The sequence below is a fragment of the Paenibacillus sp. 481 genome (genome assembly GCF_021223605.1).
Lineage (GTDB): Bacteria > Bacillota > Bacilli > Paenibacillales > Paenibacillaceae > Paenibacillus_B.
Window position 1 is genome coordinate 2,459,133 of record NZ_CP075175.1, and the last position, 15,029, is coordinate 2,474,161.

The following is a 15,029-nucleotide window of genomic DNA, read 5'->3' on the forward strand; positions in this document are numbered from 1 at the left end:
GGGATTGAACGTAAAATAGGTTATGATTGCAGGTAAGAAGGCTAATGTGATTTACATCTAGTCAATAACTAGCAGAAACGAGATAAGAGTGAATGACAGAAAATAAAGAACAACGTTACCGTTTTAGTGAGGCACCAATATGGGAGCTTCAGCGAACTTATTATGAAGAATTAGGATTGAAGGCTTGGAATAATGATCAAGTCCCTCAATATATAACGAGTAATCCGATGATTGGTACTGCATATGCAGAAATGATTTTTGGGCTACTTCAAGATCGGGCTAGTCAGGGATTTGTTACAGAGCCTGTGTGCATTGTGGAACTTGGAGCAGGAGCGGGACGTCTAGCTTACCACGTGTTAGTTGAGTTGTGTCGATTGAGAGATTACGCGGGAATGGCAATACCGCCGTTCCGTTATGTGATGACCGATTTGGCAATGAACAATGTGCTGGCTTGGAAAGAGCATCCTGCTTTACAGTCTTTTATTGCCGAAGGATTGCTTGATTTTGCGCGATTTGATGCGCTGCAAGACACAGCGCTTAATCTGGTTGTGGCTGACACCACGATTAATGAGGGCGAACTACAACAACCTTTAATCGTTGTTGCGAATTACTTTTTTGATGGTATTCCACAAGAGTTGATTTATGTCGGCGATGGTCAAATTTATGAAGTGGACGTTATTGTTGATAGTCCTAAGCAGATGGATACCCTGCGACCGTCAGAAGCATTAAGTCAAATTTCTTTGCAATATGAGCATCGACGGACACCGGAGTATGAGCAAGAGAACTATCCTTACCGAGATGTCATTGCATTGTATCAGGAAGAGTTGGAAGATTCACATATTTTATTCCCTGTCGCGGGATTGACTTGTTTAGAGCGTCTGGATCGGTTGTCTCAGGCGGGATTTCTGTTAATAACAGCAGATAAAGGAGATCACTTGCTTGAGAGTTGGAAGTTCTCAGAACCACCCGAGTTGATTATACACGGGAGCTTTTCTTTAACTGCCAACTACCATGCCATTCAGTATTATTTTGAACAAAGAGGAGCCCTGACGGTATTTCCGCCGCATCATTATAAAAATATAAATGTGGGTTGCGTGTTCAATTTGGATACGCCGATGAGCTATGGTCATACAAGACTGGCGTATCGTCGATTTATTGAACGCTTTGGACCGGACGACTTCTTTAGTCTGAAGGAATGGGTCGATCGCAATATCGAAAGCATGCAATTGCAGCCAATATTAAGTTTTTGGCGTTTAGGCGGATACGACGCGGAATTTTTCATTCAGAGTGCGCGGCAGATCTCTAAGCTATTGTCAGATGCAAACGATGAAGAACGGCTGGATATAGCAAGAGGCATCGAGATCATGTGGTCTTCGTACTATATCATGGAACAGCGTTATGACTTAGCTCTTGATGCTGGCTTGATCCTGTTTGAGATGGAAATGTACGAAGATTCCAAACGATTCTTAGAAATATCGATACATGCAGACGATGAAGAGATCGTATCCACCGTATTTTATTGTCTGGCCATTTGTTGTTTTGAGTTAGAACTAGACGCAGATGCTGTGCATTATTTACGAGAGTTATTAGAACTCGAGCCTGATCATGAAGAGGCAGCAGAGTTGTTAAGTAAATTTGAGTAAGGAGATTGCGTATACCTGTAGTAGCGGGTGAAAAAATACGTAACGCTTTATTTACGAAGACATTGTAATCAAAGCCATTATATAAAATGACCAGACAAGCACGCAGCACGCACTTGTCTGGTCATTTTAATGTTATAACGTCGTAAACTACCTCGTCGTCGAATCATTTTCGTCCGTAAAAAACAGCAAAGTCGAAGTGTTTATACATGCAATCTACATCATGAAATCCGGCTTGCTCCATCCAATTGATTTGATCCCCTAGCTTTGCATTGATATCTAACTTTCTTCTTTCTACGGAGGCATTAATGGACTCCTCGGTAAGACCACTTTCGTTAATGTGTGCTAACCAACGTCGCTTATAATAATCATCGTTCTGCGAGTTATGACCGGCAACTTGGTCTGCATTTACAAAAATACCGCCGTCATGTAGTGACTGATAAACGGTGGAAAACAATTGTCTTTTGGCTGTGTGGGTCAGGTGATGGATCGACAATGAAGAAATGACAATGTCATAGGATTGGGGGAAGTTTAAGTTAGTATAGTCTCCGACGACATATTGAATATTGTCTAATGGGTGAAACCTTGCACGTGCGCCCTCTAACATTTTTTCGCTAAGATCAACAAGTGTAATCTGCGAGGTAGGGTACTTTTGGAGGACCATGCTTGAAAAAAGTCCGGTACCTGCACCAAGATCAAGAATGCTTGGTGAGGGATTTATACTTTCAACCAAGGATACGGCCATTCCATAAAACTCGTCAAAACAAGGGATCAGTTGTTTTCTTTGCCGATCATAATCATTGGCAACAGCATCAAACAGTTTTTTCACCGATGAATGCATAACAGGACCTCCTTCAAGTGTTAACTTCATTGTAACGACAAAGAGATCATTGATAAAATATATAAAACAAATAAATGTAATAGGAAATAACTATAACGTGAAGTTAGTCTGATAACTGGGATTACTGTGATCACAGCTCTTTTTAACGTTAATAACGTTTCAAAAAGCGGTTACCCATGTGAGAGCTACTCAGCATATAAGGTAGAGAAAGTGAATATTCTTAATATGGATGAGTAGGCATTGCTCGGCCTTCTAGCCATATGCAAGATGTATAGTCGTTCGATTTAACCAGTCTCAAAAACCTACTTTTACGGTTTAAAGTACAAATCCAGTCGGCAGAAAGGAACTGCTATGCAGGCTACTTTAAAAAAGCATAGGTTTAACCTTGTTTTTGAAATGTTGATGTACGTTATATGCGGATTATCGATTATTTATTTTGGCATGTTTGGGGCTTACGACAAATGTTTTCAAGCGTCACTCACGATTACTACCCTGCTACTCTTCAGGGGTTCAATGATATGGACCAAGAGCGAACTATCTCCGGTACTACGATTCGCAGTGTTGGTCTTTATCATGATCACGATGATAATCGACAACTTATTTAGTATGTATGCTGTCATCCCTTATTTAGATAAGATGGAGCATCTGCTGTCGGGAATTATTTTATGTTTCGTAGGACAATTCATGTTGAACAAGATGGCTAAACGTAAAGCATTAAGCAGCCTGCCTTCCAACATCATCATTTGGTTTTCCTTCTATGTATCTGTAGCAGTGGCTGGAATGTGGGAAATTTTCGAGTTTGCGGTCGACCATGTATTCGGATTTGCCTCGCAAAGTGGCAGTTTAACGGACACGATGCTTGATATTATTTGTGGAACAGCAGGAGCTGCTGGTGCAGTCTTATATTTATTTGGTAAAGCGCGTAGAGCGCCTAATTCAGTAGAAAATATAAGGTGAGACTAAATATAGCGGTCGGGCGTATTTTTTGAAGCGTCAAAGAGTAGACTCATGTCCTTTGACGCTTCTTTCACCTGTAACAGGAGCATTGCATGTAACGCCTACAAAAAGAGGGACAAAATAAATGTCCATATACAAACAAATGCGAGTAATCCAACACTGTAGCGAATGGTCATTTTCGTTAATTCCGATTCCTTACCTGTTGCCGATACGGCAGCTGTTGCGATGGCAATGGATTGTGGGGAAATGAGTTTGGCCATCACTCCGCCAGCCGTGTTAGCGGTAACCAGTAAGGTTGAGTTGGTTCCTACAATACTTGCCGCCGTAGCCTGAATAGAGGCGAACAAAGTATTGCTGTTTACGACTGACCCCGTCATAAATACGCCAATCCATCCGAGTACCGGCGATAATAAGGGAAACAAGGTTCCCGTTTTTGCAACGGATTCACCTAACGCATTTGTTAAACCTGCATACGTCATTAACTTCGCGATGCCGAGAACGGCGCAAATCATCACAATGGAAATCCAAAACTCGGATACGGTTTTGCCAAGCAATTCAACGCTTGCTGCCATACTGATTGATTTGGTTGTCAGTATCGTGACTAAGCACGCCAACAATATAGCTGTTCCCGTTGCACTAACGAAATCAATGCTTGAACTTAACGTGGAACCGGGTATGCCGAACTGCAATTTGGTAAACGCAAGCGCACCGCCTTGCATAAACAACTGTTTAAATGCGGGCAGGCTCCAAGCTAACACAAACAAGCTTAATAAATAAAAGGGCGACCACGCCTTAATAACATCACCCGCGGTATGGTGGACGATTTCGGTTTCTTGGTTGTGGAGTAAGAAAATATGCTTCGGCTTCCATGTTCGTAAAAATAAAGCGAGCGCACCCATACTTAATAGAGCAGGAATAATATTAGCTAGTTCTGGTCCTAAAAATAAGGTGATCACAACTTGAGTGACGGTATAGGTCGTAGCAACAACCAAAATAGCGGGCAATACTTCTTTAATCCCTTTGAATCCATTCATAATGAAAATAAGTAAGAATGGAATCGTGAAATTAATAAGGGGCAAGGTTAGAGCTGTCATCATGGAGACATTCATGGAAGTGACGTGCCCCGCCAAATTCAATGTGTCTAAGATGGCTACAGGAATACCAACGGCACCAAATGCCCCTGAAGCAGCATTAGCGATGAGGCAGAGCATGGCGGCTTGCAAGGGATTGAATCCTAATGCAACTAATAGCACGGCACAGATGGCAATGGGAACACCAAAGCCCGCTGCGCCTTCAAGGAATGCATTAAAGCAAAATCCGATCAGCAGCAGCTGGATTCGCTGGTCTTGTGAAATGCCCGAAATACTTGCGCGTAATACGTCAAACTTTCCGGATACGACCGAGATTTTGTACAACCAAACGGCCATGATAATAATATAACCGATGGGCCAAACCCCTTGAATGGTGCCCTGTATGACACTGGCAATCGACTCACCGATAGGCAAGTTAAATAGAAACACGGCTATCAAAAAGGTAACGGCCAAGTTCAACAAGGCCGCATAGATCCCTTTCATTTTAAATACCGTCAAACACAGAAGAAATAATAGAATGGGAATGGCCGCAACCAAGGAGGACACCAATAAATTGTGAAAGGGATCAAAGGTCTCTACTAACATGGCTACTAACCCCCTTTGTAGGCGTTCCAATATGGAGCTTGAATGTCCTTCAATACGTTCACCGAGTTAGCCAGCTTCGCTTGTTCGTCCTCATTTAATGAAAGCTCAACGATATCTTTTCTACCGGAGCGATTAATAATCGTTGGCACCCCAATATATACATCCCGATGACCATATTCTCCTTCTAAAAGAGAGCCAACAGACAACACCGCTTCTTCATTGTGTAAAATGGCCTTCGTTATTCTCGCCAGTCCCATGGCGATGCCGTAATAAGTAGCGCCTTTTGACTCGATAATTGTGTACGCTGCATCGCGAACTTGTACAAACAGGGCTTCTTTCTTTTCATCGGTTAAAGAAGGCGCAATAAGTTTGCCCGAGATGTTGGCCGAACTCCATACGGCCAGTTCCGAATCTCCATGCTCACCGATGATATAAGCATGAACACTTGTTGGAGCTACACCGAATTCCTCGCTCAACAAATAACGAAATCGAGCGGAGTCCAAAATGGTGCCTGAACCAATGACCCGTTCTTTCGGCAGGCCAGAAAATTTCCATGTTGCATATGCCAAAATATCTACGGGATTCGTAGCCACAATAAAGATGCCATTGAAGCCCGAAGCCATAACATCATTCACAATAGATTCAAAAATGGCCACGTTTTTGTTGACGAGGTCAAGGCGTGTTTCGCCGGGCTTTTGCGCTGCGCCAGCACAAATCACGACGATTGCGGCATCTTCGCAGTCTTGGTAAGTGCCGCAATGGATTTTTAGCGGAGTTGGAGCATACACAACGCCATGATTCAAATCCATGACATCACCTTTTGTCTTTGCTTCGTTTAGATCGATTAGTACTAATTCGTTACATATCCCTTGGTTCATCAAAGTAAAGGCGTAGCTCGATCCCACCGCACCTGTTCCAATCAAAACGACTTTATCTCCACGTGTTAAGTTGCTCATAGGTACCTCCCAATCACTTTCCATAAGTAGATGCTTGTCTGGTCATGGAATATTATGCACCACATGATTACAAATATACTTGGAGCGTAAGTCATGCATACTTTTTCACAGTTGTGCAATCCTGATAGGGTTACGTAAACTTTATTTTTATTAAAATGGGGTAAATATATTGAAGCAATGGTCAAGAGAAATTGAAATAAACAGTTCAATTGAACATGTATGGTCGTATCTAAATGGCTCGTTAGAACAAATGCAGAAGATTATGCCGCAGGTGGTGGATAATACTCCCGTCCACCTTACGGATGAAGTTGTCGGTAGTGTATACCGTCAAAAATATAAAGAAGGCAAGCGCATCGAGGAGTATGATGTCCATACCTTAGAATATTTAAATCAGGCAAACGATAAGAAAATGAAGATTGGATTCACATTGGCAAATATGTTCGAGATTACAGCTTTATATGAGCTGCACCGCGTAAATGATCAGACGACCAAGCTTAAATACACCGCAACGAATAAAGCATTGAAGTGGTATGCCAAGCTGTTTATGATTTTTGCAAATGAAAAGGTCGTTGTTACATTCCTGGAAAATGTAAAAAAGGTGGCTGAATCAGAAGCTCCTGCAAGTAGAACGTGAGTGCTGCCGTCACATATCATGCGGGGGAATAGAGGCTGAGAGGCATAGGGGCTTGTAACCAAGTCTCCAAGCTTGTCGACGAACCTCTGTTTGCTAAGACGAGGGATTCTCTTCATTGAGATAACGGCAAGCGGCTTCGCATTTATCAGCTGGTAGTCAGTTGATCCTTGTGCCCTAACCGTAGGTGGTCAGCTGATTCGCTGTGACTGCTCTCCTAACGGTCGCCACAGTTGTTATTTCAGCGAATATGAACCCATTCAACATTTAACGGTTATGACGGCGCTTATTACGATGAAAACGGCTGGATTTTGAATGGAGTTAGAGAAATAAGCTCATCTATAACCGTTAGGAATCAAAACGAAGCAAATCTGGCGATATAGCCACTATGGCAACCGTTAGGAACTCATTTTGCTTTCTCGACAGCCTGAGAGGCTTGTAACCAAGCCTCTAGTTCTTATTCGCTTTATAAATAAGCGAAACCATTTGCCCCATCCTCTTCATATCCGTTAAACGTAAAGTACTTGGCACCGTTCCTGTTGGGAAGAGTGGAATGCCTTCTCCGAGTACTTTCGGAATGATGGTGATCTCGAGTTCATCCAGTAATTTGGCTTCCAAAAAGGCGGCTACCAGTTGTCCCCCTCCTAGAAGCCAAACGTCACCCTCGGATTCACGCTGCAACCTAGGAATAAGAGTAGTGATGTCCTCATCCGTAAACACCACGTGAGGAGCAGGGGCGTGTTCCGTGCGGGATAGGACGTAGCACGGCTTATCGGCATAAGGAAAGTCTTCAGACAGTGTGAGTACCTCTTCATACGTGAGTCGCCCCATGACGACTGTCCCTACTGTCTTATAAAACGCACCGATTCCGTTATCGCCTCCGTCGCCTTCGACATCAAAGAGCCAATCTACCGAACCGTCAAGCTTGGCGATATAGCCATCCAAGCTTATAGCAATGTACAGCACTACTTTATTGTTTTTCATATTCAAATCGCTCCTTTCTAACAAGTATGATACATTTAAACTACGACAAAATATGACGTAATTAGGTGAAGAAAATGAATGATCGCAGGCTTGCGATAATGCGAATATTGGACTCAAGAAAAAAATTCACCGCTCGTGAATTGGCTGAACGTTTCCATGTATCGGTACGCACGATTCAGCGAGACCTAGATGATTTGCAGCAGAAAGGCTTTCCGCTGTATACAGAAGTGGGTGCACACGGGGGCTACCGTGTTCTTCCTAACAGAATCTTGCCGCCGCTGCAACTTACGCAGCATGAGGCGCTTGGTCTGTTTATGATGATCGAGTATTTGGAGCAGGTGCCCGACTTTCCGTTTGGCTCGATACGCGCTTATCTGGCGGAGCATTACTTTTCAAGTTTGCCCGATGATGTGCAAGATATGATTACTCGTATGAGGCAGCATATTACTTTTCGTCAACATCATTCGGTACAGGCGGAGCCCCTAACAACGCAAATATTAAGCGCAGCAGTTGAAAAGAGAGCCATTGAGTTCTCGTACAAGTCGCGCAGCGGAACAAAAAAGGTGCAAGCTCATCCGATTGGCATCTACTATGAGCATGGTTATTGGTATATGCCAGCGAAAAAGCATGATCGGGTGTTGTTGTATCGGGTCGATCGGATGAGTCAGTTGGATGTACTGCATCGGTCGGACGAGTGTATTCCGACCCTTAAAGAGTGGCTGAAGGCAGAGGATGGCAGGGAGACGGTAGAAGTGGTGCTGCAATTCACTGATTTTGGGGCAAGGATCGCAGAGTCAGATGTGTTATTCAAGTCCGTTCAACATAACGAATGGCGTGGGGAGGTGTCCCCGGAGGAGTTCCCGTTTACGGCGCGAAAGCTGCTTTCCTATGGACCCGAAGTGAAGGTCATTGCTCCCCGTCATTTGCAAGAAATGATGAAGGAGTTACTGGAGCGTAGCTTGAGTCAGTACAGGTAACGCAAGGGCTTGCCGTTACAGCTACAGCTACAGCTGCAGTTACAGGCAGCGCGGGGGCATATATTAAATAACATCAATGATTTGGTGAAACATTCGAAGAACTCTTAAAAGATACGGGTTCTTCGAATGTACCCCAACCAATATTATGGACTAATCTTCGCGAGCAGAAGCATGCCCCTTCTCCAAGAAGAAGTCCATTTCCAGATCAAGAATAAGCTCCACTTGTTCCTCACTCAGTGAAACATCGGGTTGGCGTGTGATATAGGAAACTTGCTCGTCAATATCAATACTAATAACCCCCTCCTCGTCTTCCTCTTGACCATTTAAGTAGTCTGAACCATGTTTCAAAATGATGTCGATCTGTTCACGATTTAGTTCTGTTCTTTCCACGATATAGCTACACAATTCCTCTTTATCAATGACACGGTCGTCTTCAAGGTTCTCGTTCGTCACAATTTAGTCTCCAATCATGGAAATAGTTATTAATTATATAATGGTTAAAATTGTAACAAAACATACATGTAACGGCATGCAGTGTGAAAAAGGGGGCTACAGTCGGCTTAATCAAACTTGGGGCCTTTTTTAAATTGTCGACTGATCCTATCTACCGTTTATAATATTTTTAAATGACGTTGAAATGGAGGGGCAGGAATGAAGCTTGAGCGAATGATGGCCATTACGATGCTTCTATTGAACCGAAGGCGTGTTCAAGCACAAGAGCTAGCTAACCGAATGGAGGTTTCTTTACGCACCATCTACCGGGACTTGGAGTCATTGTCCCTCGCGGGCATCCCTATTGTTTCCTATACAGGGGCAGAAGGTGGTTATGAGATTATGGACAACTTCCGTTTGGATCGGCAGATGTTGTCTTTTGATGAACTTATCGCGTTATCGACTGCGCTGCGCGGTCTCCAGTCGACCAAGGCACTTAATCATTCGAATATGGATCGCCTGCTCGATAAAGTCGGAGCATTAGTCTCGCAAGCGGAGCAAGGACGGTTATCCGAGCGCGAGCAAGTTATTGTCGATTTTACCCCGTGGAAAAAAAGTGAAGCCGAACAAAATAAGTACGAAACGCTACGCATGGCTGTAAATGATACCAAGTTGATTCAGTTTGGCTATACCGATGGTAAAGGTAGCGAAACGAAACGTTGCATTGAACCGATGGGGCTCGTCCTCAAGGGATACGCGTGGTATCTCCATGGTTATTGTTTGCATCGTGAGGACTACCGAATTTTCAGGCTATCTCGAATTCGGGAGCTTCAAGTTCTGCCCGATTCTTATAAGCGCAGGGAAATTACACTTTCTGAACTAAATCAGCGCATGGCAGCGCCACGAACTCAGAATCAGCCAACCCAGCAGCATGTTGATCTGGTCCTTCAATTCTCAGGAGAGGCTAAAGTGGCTGTATTCGACCTTTTTAGTGAAAAGGAGATTGAACAGCTGCCTACGGGCGCACTTCTTGTACGAACCACTTTTCCAGATAAAAAATGGCTGATCGGCTTTTTACTTCAATTTCAGACAGACGTACTTGTAGTTGAGCCTAATCATGTTGCTGCAAAAGTAAGGGAAGCGGCTTTAGAAATAGCGGCTATGTATGCACAGTAGTTGTCTAATAGTGAAGGGTAGCCAAGTGGGGGAGCGCTATGGGGACTATCCAGCAAGATTGTTGACACACTGTTGTCAGCAATCATGAATTAATATGAATGTACTAAAGGCGAACACGATTCTGCGATTGTACAATTCTGCAATTCTGCAATTCCATTACAGACGTAGGCCACGGCATACTATGTATATAACGATATCCGAGGAGGCTCCCCCAATGATTCACTCCGAACAATTATTTGTACACAGCGTCCAGAGCAATACTAGTCAGGACGCCGAAATCAACCCTTTTCGCATCGATATCCCACAGGCAGATCTGGATGATCTGCACTATCGTTTATCCCGCACCCGTTGGCCCGATGCATTATCAGATGTGGGCTGGGACTATGGCGTACCAATAGATTATCTTAAGCAGCTTGTGGAGTACTGGAAGTCTAACTATGACTGGCGTAAGCATGAAGACTTACTGAACCAATTCCCGCAATTTACTACCACCATTGACGGTCAGAACATCCACTTCCTGCACGTTCGCTCACCAGAGCCTGAGGCAATGCCGTTAATCATCACGCACGGTTGGCCAGGCTCCATTGTAGAGTTCATCAATATTATTGGACCACTAACTGACCCTCGTGCTCATGGCGGCAAGCCAGAAAATGCTTTCCATATCGTTGCCCCTTCGATACCGGGGTTCGGCTTTTCGGGCCCGACCACCGAAGTGGGATGGAACACGGGACGCGTAGCTCAAGCATGGGCTGAACTCATGCGTCGTCTAGGCTATGAGCGTTACGGTGTTCAGGGGGGAGACACAGGGTCGATTATCTCGCTAGAGCTTGGACGGATAGCCCCCAACCATGTTATTGGGGTTCATGCCAATGGACTTACAGCGTTCCCATCCGGAGATCCAACAGAATGGATCGACCTCTCGGACATCGAATACGAGCGCTTAGAACAATTAAGTGACCAAGGCTATGAAGCATCTGGCTATGCGATTATACAAGCCACGCGCCCGCAGACACTTTCCTACGGCCTTACTGACTCCCCCGTAGGCCAGCTTGCTTGGATTGTCGAGAAGTTCAAGGAATGGACGGATCCTACCGCCAAGCTCCCCGAAGATGCCGTCGATCTCGATCTCCTCCTGACCAATGTAACGTTATATTGGTTGACCGGAACAGCAGGATCATCGGCTCGCATTTATAAAGAGGGGGCTAACGCTTGGGGCCAACCGGTTCATAAGTCGACAGTTCCAACCGGTGTAGCTGTGTTTCCGCACGACTGTTCGATTCGAAGATTGGTCGAACGAGAGCATCATGTCGTACACTGGTCAGAATTCAATCGCGGGGGTCACTTTGCAGCTATGGAAGCACCTGATCTCTTAGTAGCAGATATACGAAAATTTTTTGGTCAACTTCGCTAATTTAGAAATCACAGGGGTTCGTGATTGTTCACTCATAACTTATAATAAAGATTGACAGGACTCAAATGTGGAGATTAGAATGACATTGAGCAAGCGCTTTCAAGTTGATTTTCACCAGCGTAAGTTGGTTGATTGAAAAAGGTCACTTGGGCTCGCTTGTATTTATTTTTAACAAAATGCAAACGTTTGCATACATGAAAGGGGACTATTTATGATAAGCATGAAACGGTTCGGAACAGTTATTTCGGCCTTTCTAATTACAACGTTGACTTCGACAACCATTAGCATTCCGCCTGCGCAAGCTAGCGGTGGGTTCCCAGAAAAGGTTACTTTAGTTAGAGCGTCTCAGATGGCGCTTGGATCGGACACAATTGGGGGGCCGTCATCGGCTGTTACAGATAAGATTCCGGCAGGACATCTCAGAATTCACTACACACGTGCGGACAATAACTATGATACATATGGTTTATGGCTATGGGAGCATGTGGCTGCACCCTCTAACGACTGGCCAAAAGGTGCAACAGCCCTTCCGCCCGAGAAACGGGATGGATACGGAGCCTATGTGGATGTTCCACTAGCTGCAAATGCTTCAAAAGTAGGGTTTCTCGTCGTCAACCGTACGACAGGAGAGAAAGAAGGCGGCGACAAGTCCGTCATGCTCACTTCGTCCATGAATGAGGTTTGGATTAAGCAAGGAGACGACAAGGTATATTCTTCACCAGCAGGCGAAGTCGCTAAGGCGATTCAATCTGCCGAAATAGTCTCCGATGCCGAGCTCATGCTTGGATTTACGGCAACGGAGGGGCTTGAAGAGCACAAATTAGCGCAATCTATTGTGGTCAAAGATCGAAACGGCGAGTTATTGCCGATTCAGTCCGTAACCATTCAAGCAGGTAAGCCGATGGTGAAATTGATGTTGACTAAACCTGTTAATCTGGATCTGGCGCCATTGTCCGTTGAATACGAAGGACGTAAGGTTACGGCGAATATAGGGTGGCGCTTAATTGATAGTAAGTATGCTTATAACGGCAACGATTTGGGCGCAACTTACGATAATGGAAGCGTGGGGCTGAAGCTGTGGGCGCCGAAGGCGAGCAAGGTTACGGCAAATATTTTTGACAAACAAGACGCTACGATTCACGTCGGAAGTGTAGATCTAACACGAGGAGACCATGGCGTCTGGTTCGCCAAAGTGAGTCCGAGTGATTTGTCTGGAAAAAAGGTTACCGATCTGCGCGGTTATTTTTATCAATATGAGGTTACGAATGACGGTGTAACGAAAAAGGTGCTTGATCCTTACGCGAAGTCGTTGGCAGAGTTCCGTGTGAACACGAAAGGTGAGGCTGGACCTGACGGCGACACCGTAGGAAAAGCGGCAATCGTTGATTTAAGCGGGACGAATCCGCAAGGTTTCGGCTACGCTAACATTAAAGGTTACGAGAAGCGGGAGGACGCGATTATTTGGGAAGCTCATGTTCGCGACTTCACTTCCGACCCTTCTATTCCGAAAGGCGAGCTTGGAGCACGTTGGGGCTCGTACAAAGCTTTTATTGATAAGCTACCATACATTAAGTCGCTTGGCGTTACTCACGTTCAACTGCTGCCAGTCATGGCTTGGTACTACGGTGATGAAGCAGCAATGGATAAGCGTGAGTTGAACTATTCGACGAAGGGAAATGAATATAACTGGGGCTATGATCCCCACGGTTATTTCGCGCCAGACGGTGCTTATTCCGAAAATGCGAAGGACCCTGAACTGCGCGTGAAGGAATTGAAGGAACTCATCGATGCGATTCATGACGCGGATATGGGTGTCGTGCTGGATGTCGTGTACACGCATACGGCGAAGACAGATATTTTGAACGATATTGTGCCGAACTATTATGCTTTCCAAAATGCGAATGGCGATTTCCTTGGAGACTTCGGCAATAATCTAGCGACGAATCATGCTATGGCTGAGAAGCTAATGGTCGATTCGGTCAAATATTGGTTCGATGAGTACAAAATCGACGGCATGCGCTGGGACATGATGGGCGATGCTACGTACCCTGCCGTACAGAAGGCGTACGACGCAGCCGCAGCTTTGAATCCGAACGCACTATTCATCGGAGAGGGCTGGCGCACCTTTAAGGGGCATATGGCTGATCCATCGCTCGCTGGCATGGGAGCTGATCAGGATTGGATGAACAAGACGAACAGCGTCGGCGTATTCTCTGACGAAATTCGCAATGAGTTAAAGTCGGGCTTCGGCTCTGAGGGCGAGCCACGGTTCATTACAGGTGGAGCAAGAAACATTCAGACGATCCTGAACAATATTAAAGGTCAACCAAGCAATACGCCAGCTGATGACCCAGGTGACATGGTGCCTTATATTGAGGCACATGACAACCTTCCTGTATATGACGTTATTGCACAGTCGATCAAGAAAGATCCTGCAATTCCAGCGAATAATCTGGAAATCCATAAGCGCATGCGTATCGGCAACTTGCTTGTTCTGACTACGCAGGGAACAGCATTCCTCCATGCAGGACAGGAGTACGGACGTACGAAGCAATGGAAAGGCGAAGGTGTTCCAGAGCATAAGTACCATACTTTTAAGGATCAGTCGGGCAAAGAGTTTGGTCATTTCGTACACGATTCGTACGACTCGTCGGATGCAATTAATATGTTCGACTGGACCAAGGCTACAGATGCGAAGAAATATCCGGTCAACCATGTGACAAGCGAGTACACAAAGGGGCTTATTGAGCTTCGTAAACATACGAACGCGTTTAGACTCGGCGATAAGAACGTGGTAGATTCCAATGTCACGCTTATTAAAGCGCCGGAAATGAAAGAGAACGATCTTGTTATCGGCTACAAAAATGTTGCGACGGATGGCACTGGTCAGTACTACGTCTTCGTGAACGCGGACAGTAAGAGCAGAAAGCTGACGCTCCCAGTCGATTTGACGTCTGGAACAGTCATTGTCGACAGTGACGAAGCAGGAGTAAAGGCTGTAGCTAAACGGTCCGGCTACAAGTTGAAGAAGAAATCGATTACGCTTGATCCGTTAAGCGCAGTTGTGATTCGGATGTAAGTAACCTCTGGCTTGGAATGGGCTATATTCAAAAAAACCAGAAAAAAACTAGAGCGCTGCGTAATAAGCAGCGCTCCAGTTCGCAGCTTGTCGAGCAACCTCTGTTTGTTAAGACGAGGGTTTCTCTTCATTGAAATAACGGCAAGCAGCTTCGCATTTATCGGTTGGTAGTTAGCTGATTCACTGTGCTTCCTCTCCTAACGGTCGCCACAGTTGTTATTTCAGCGAAAATGAATCCATTCCACATGTAACGGTTATGATGGCGCTTA

General features: G+C 45.0%; 12 protein-coding genes. 7 read left to right on the forward strand and 5 right to left on the reverse strand.

Going from position 1 to position 15,029, the window contains the following annotated elements; translation table 11 throughout:
- Positions 1-92 precede the first annotated feature (92 nt).
- A complete protein-coding gene (locus tag KIK04_RS10725) occupies positions 93-1,643 on the forward strand; it encodes an SAM-dependent methyltransferase (protein WP_232278222.1) in 1,551 nt (516 codons plus the stop codon).
- A gap of 163 nt (positions 1,644-1,806) precedes the next feature.
- Here the strand turns inward: KIK04_RS10725 and KIK04_RS10730 are convergent, their stop codons facing one another.
- A complete protein-coding gene (locus KIK04_RS10730) occupies positions 1,807-2,481 on the reverse strand; it encodes a class I SAM-dependent methyltransferase (protein WP_232278223.1) in 675 nt (224 codons plus the stop codon).
- Positions 2,482-3,054: 573 nt separating this feature from the next.
- Here KIK04_RS10730 and KIK04_RS10735 point away from each other — a divergent pair.
- Entirely contained in the window at positions 3,055-3,438 is a 384-nt protein-coding gene (locus tag KIK04_RS10735; RefSeq protein WP_232278224.1) for a DUF2238 domain-containing protein, read from the forward strand.
- Between the two features lie 101 nt (positions 3,439-3,539).
- On the opposite strand, the gene KIK04_RS10740 is transcribed toward KIK04_RS10735, so the two are convergent.
- Together KIK04_RS10740 and KIK04_RS10745 are read right to left on the reverse strand one after the other, a co-directional pair.
- Positions 3,540-5,114 (reverse strand): L-lactate permease, encoded by a 1,575-nt coding sequence (locus KIK04_RS10740; RefSeq protein WP_232278225.1) that lies wholly within the window; start codon positions 5,112-5,114, stop codon positions 3,540-3,542.
- 5 nt (positions 5,115-5,119) lie between these two features.
- Positions 5,120-6,070, reverse strand: a complete 951-nt coding sequence (locus KIK04_RS10745; protein ID WP_232278226.1) for an L-lactate dehydrogenase — start codon at positions 6,068-6,070, stop codon at positions 5,120-5,122.
- Positions 6,071-6,239: 169 nt separating this feature from the next.
- On the opposite strand from KIK04_RS10745, the gene KIK04_RS10750 reads away from it, so the two are divergent.
- Positions 6,240-6,704: an SRPBCC family protein gene (locus KIK04_RS10750; RefSeq protein WP_232278227.1), complete on the forward strand. Its 465-nt coding sequence runs from the start codon at positions 6,240-6,242 to the stop codon at positions 6,702-6,704.
- 447 nt (positions 6,705-7,151) lie between these two features.
- On the opposite strand, the gene KIK04_RS10755 is transcribed toward KIK04_RS10750, so the two are convergent.
- Positions 7,152-7,685: a dihydrofolate reductase family protein gene (locus KIK04_RS10755; RefSeq protein WP_232278228.1), complete on the reverse strand. Its 534-nt coding sequence runs from the start codon at positions 7,683-7,685 to the stop codon at positions 7,152-7,154.
- Between the two features lie 74 nt (positions 7,686-7,759).
- On the opposite strand from KIK04_RS10755, the gene KIK04_RS10760 reads away from it, so the two are divergent.
- The gene (locus tag KIK04_RS10760; protein ID WP_232278684.1) at positions 7,760-8,662 is read left to right on the forward strand and encodes a helix-turn-helix transcriptional regulator; all 903 of its coding nucleotides are present in this window, start codon (positions 7,760-7,762) and stop codon (positions 8,660-8,662) included.
- A gap of 150 nt (positions 8,663-8,812) precedes the next feature.
- Here KIK04_RS10760 and KIK04_RS10765 read toward each other — a convergent pair whose 3' ends face one another.
- The gene (locus KIK04_RS10765; RefSeq protein ID WP_232278229.1) at positions 8,813-9,115 is read right to left on the reverse strand and encodes a hypothetical protein; all 303 of its coding nucleotides are present in this window, start codon (positions 9,113-9,115) and stop codon (positions 8,813-8,815) included.
- A 198-nt stretch (positions 9,116-9,313) separates the two neighbouring features.
- Between KIK04_RS10765 and KIK04_RS10770 the strand changes: the two genes are divergently transcribed.
- From KIK04_RS10770 to KIK04_RS10780, 3 genes are all read left to right on the forward strand, one after another.
- Entirely contained in the window at positions 9,314-10,270 is a 957-nt protein-coding gene (locus KIK04_RS10770; protein WP_232278230.1) for a helix-turn-helix transcriptional regulator, read from the forward strand.
- 214 nt (positions 10,271-10,484) lie between these two features.
- Positions 10,485-11,681, forward strand: a complete 1,197-nt coding sequence (locus tag KIK04_RS10775; protein WP_232278231.1) for an epoxide hydrolase family protein — start codon at positions 10,485-10,487, stop codon at positions 11,679-11,681.
- A gap of 211 nt (positions 11,682-11,892) precedes the next feature.
- The gene (locus tag KIK04_RS10780; protein ID WP_232278232.1) at positions 11,893-14,760 is read left to right on the forward strand and encodes a pullulanase-associated domain-containing protein; all 2,868 of its coding nucleotides are present in this window, start codon (positions 11,893-11,895) and stop codon (positions 14,758-14,760) included.
- Positions 14,761-15,029 lie beyond the last annotated feature (269 nt).

What these genes read in the sequence shown, in the direction of transcription:
- KIK04_RS10725 (WP_232278222.1), top strand. Translation starts at nt 93, where the DNA reads ATGACAGAAAATAAAGAACAACGTTACCGTTTTAGTGAGGCACCAATA.
- KIK04_RS10730 (WP_232278223.1), bottom strand. Translation starts at nt 2,481, where the DNA reads ATGCATTCATCGGTGAAAAAACTGTTTGATGCTGTTGCCAATGATTAT.
- KIK04_RS10735 (WP_232278224.1), top strand. Translation starts at nt 3,055, where the DNA reads ATGATCACGATGATAATCGACAACTTATTTAGTATGTATGCTGTCATC.
- KIK04_RS10740 (WP_232278225.1), bottom strand. Translation starts at nt 5,114, where the DNA reads ATGTTAGTAGAGACCTTTGATCCCTTTCACAATTTATTGGTGTCCTCC.
- KIK04_RS10745 (WP_232278226.1), bottom strand. Translation starts at nt 6,070, where the DNA reads ATGAGCAACTTAACACGTGGAGATAAAGTCGTTTTGATTGGAACAGGT.
- KIK04_RS10755 (WP_232278228.1), bottom strand. Translation starts at nt 7,685, where the DNA reads ATGAAAAACAATAAAGTAGTGCTGTACATTGCTATAAGCTTGGATGGC.
- KIK04_RS10760 (WP_232278684.1), top strand. Translation starts at nt 7,760, where the DNA reads ATGAATGATCGCAGGCTTGCGATAATGCGAATATTGGACTCAAGAAAA.
- KIK04_RS10770 (WP_232278230.1), top strand. Translation starts at nt 9,314, where the DNA reads ATGAAGCTTGAGCGAATGATGGCCATTACGATGCTTCTATTGAACCGA.
- KIK04_RS10775 (WP_232278231.1), top strand. Translation starts at nt 10,485, where the DNA reads ATGATTCACTCCGAACAATTATTTGTACACAGCGTCCAGAGCAATACT.
- KIK04_RS10780 (WP_232278232.1), top strand. Translation starts at nt 11,893, where the DNA reads ATGATAAGCATGAAACGGTTCGGAACAGTTATTTCGGCCTTTCTAATT.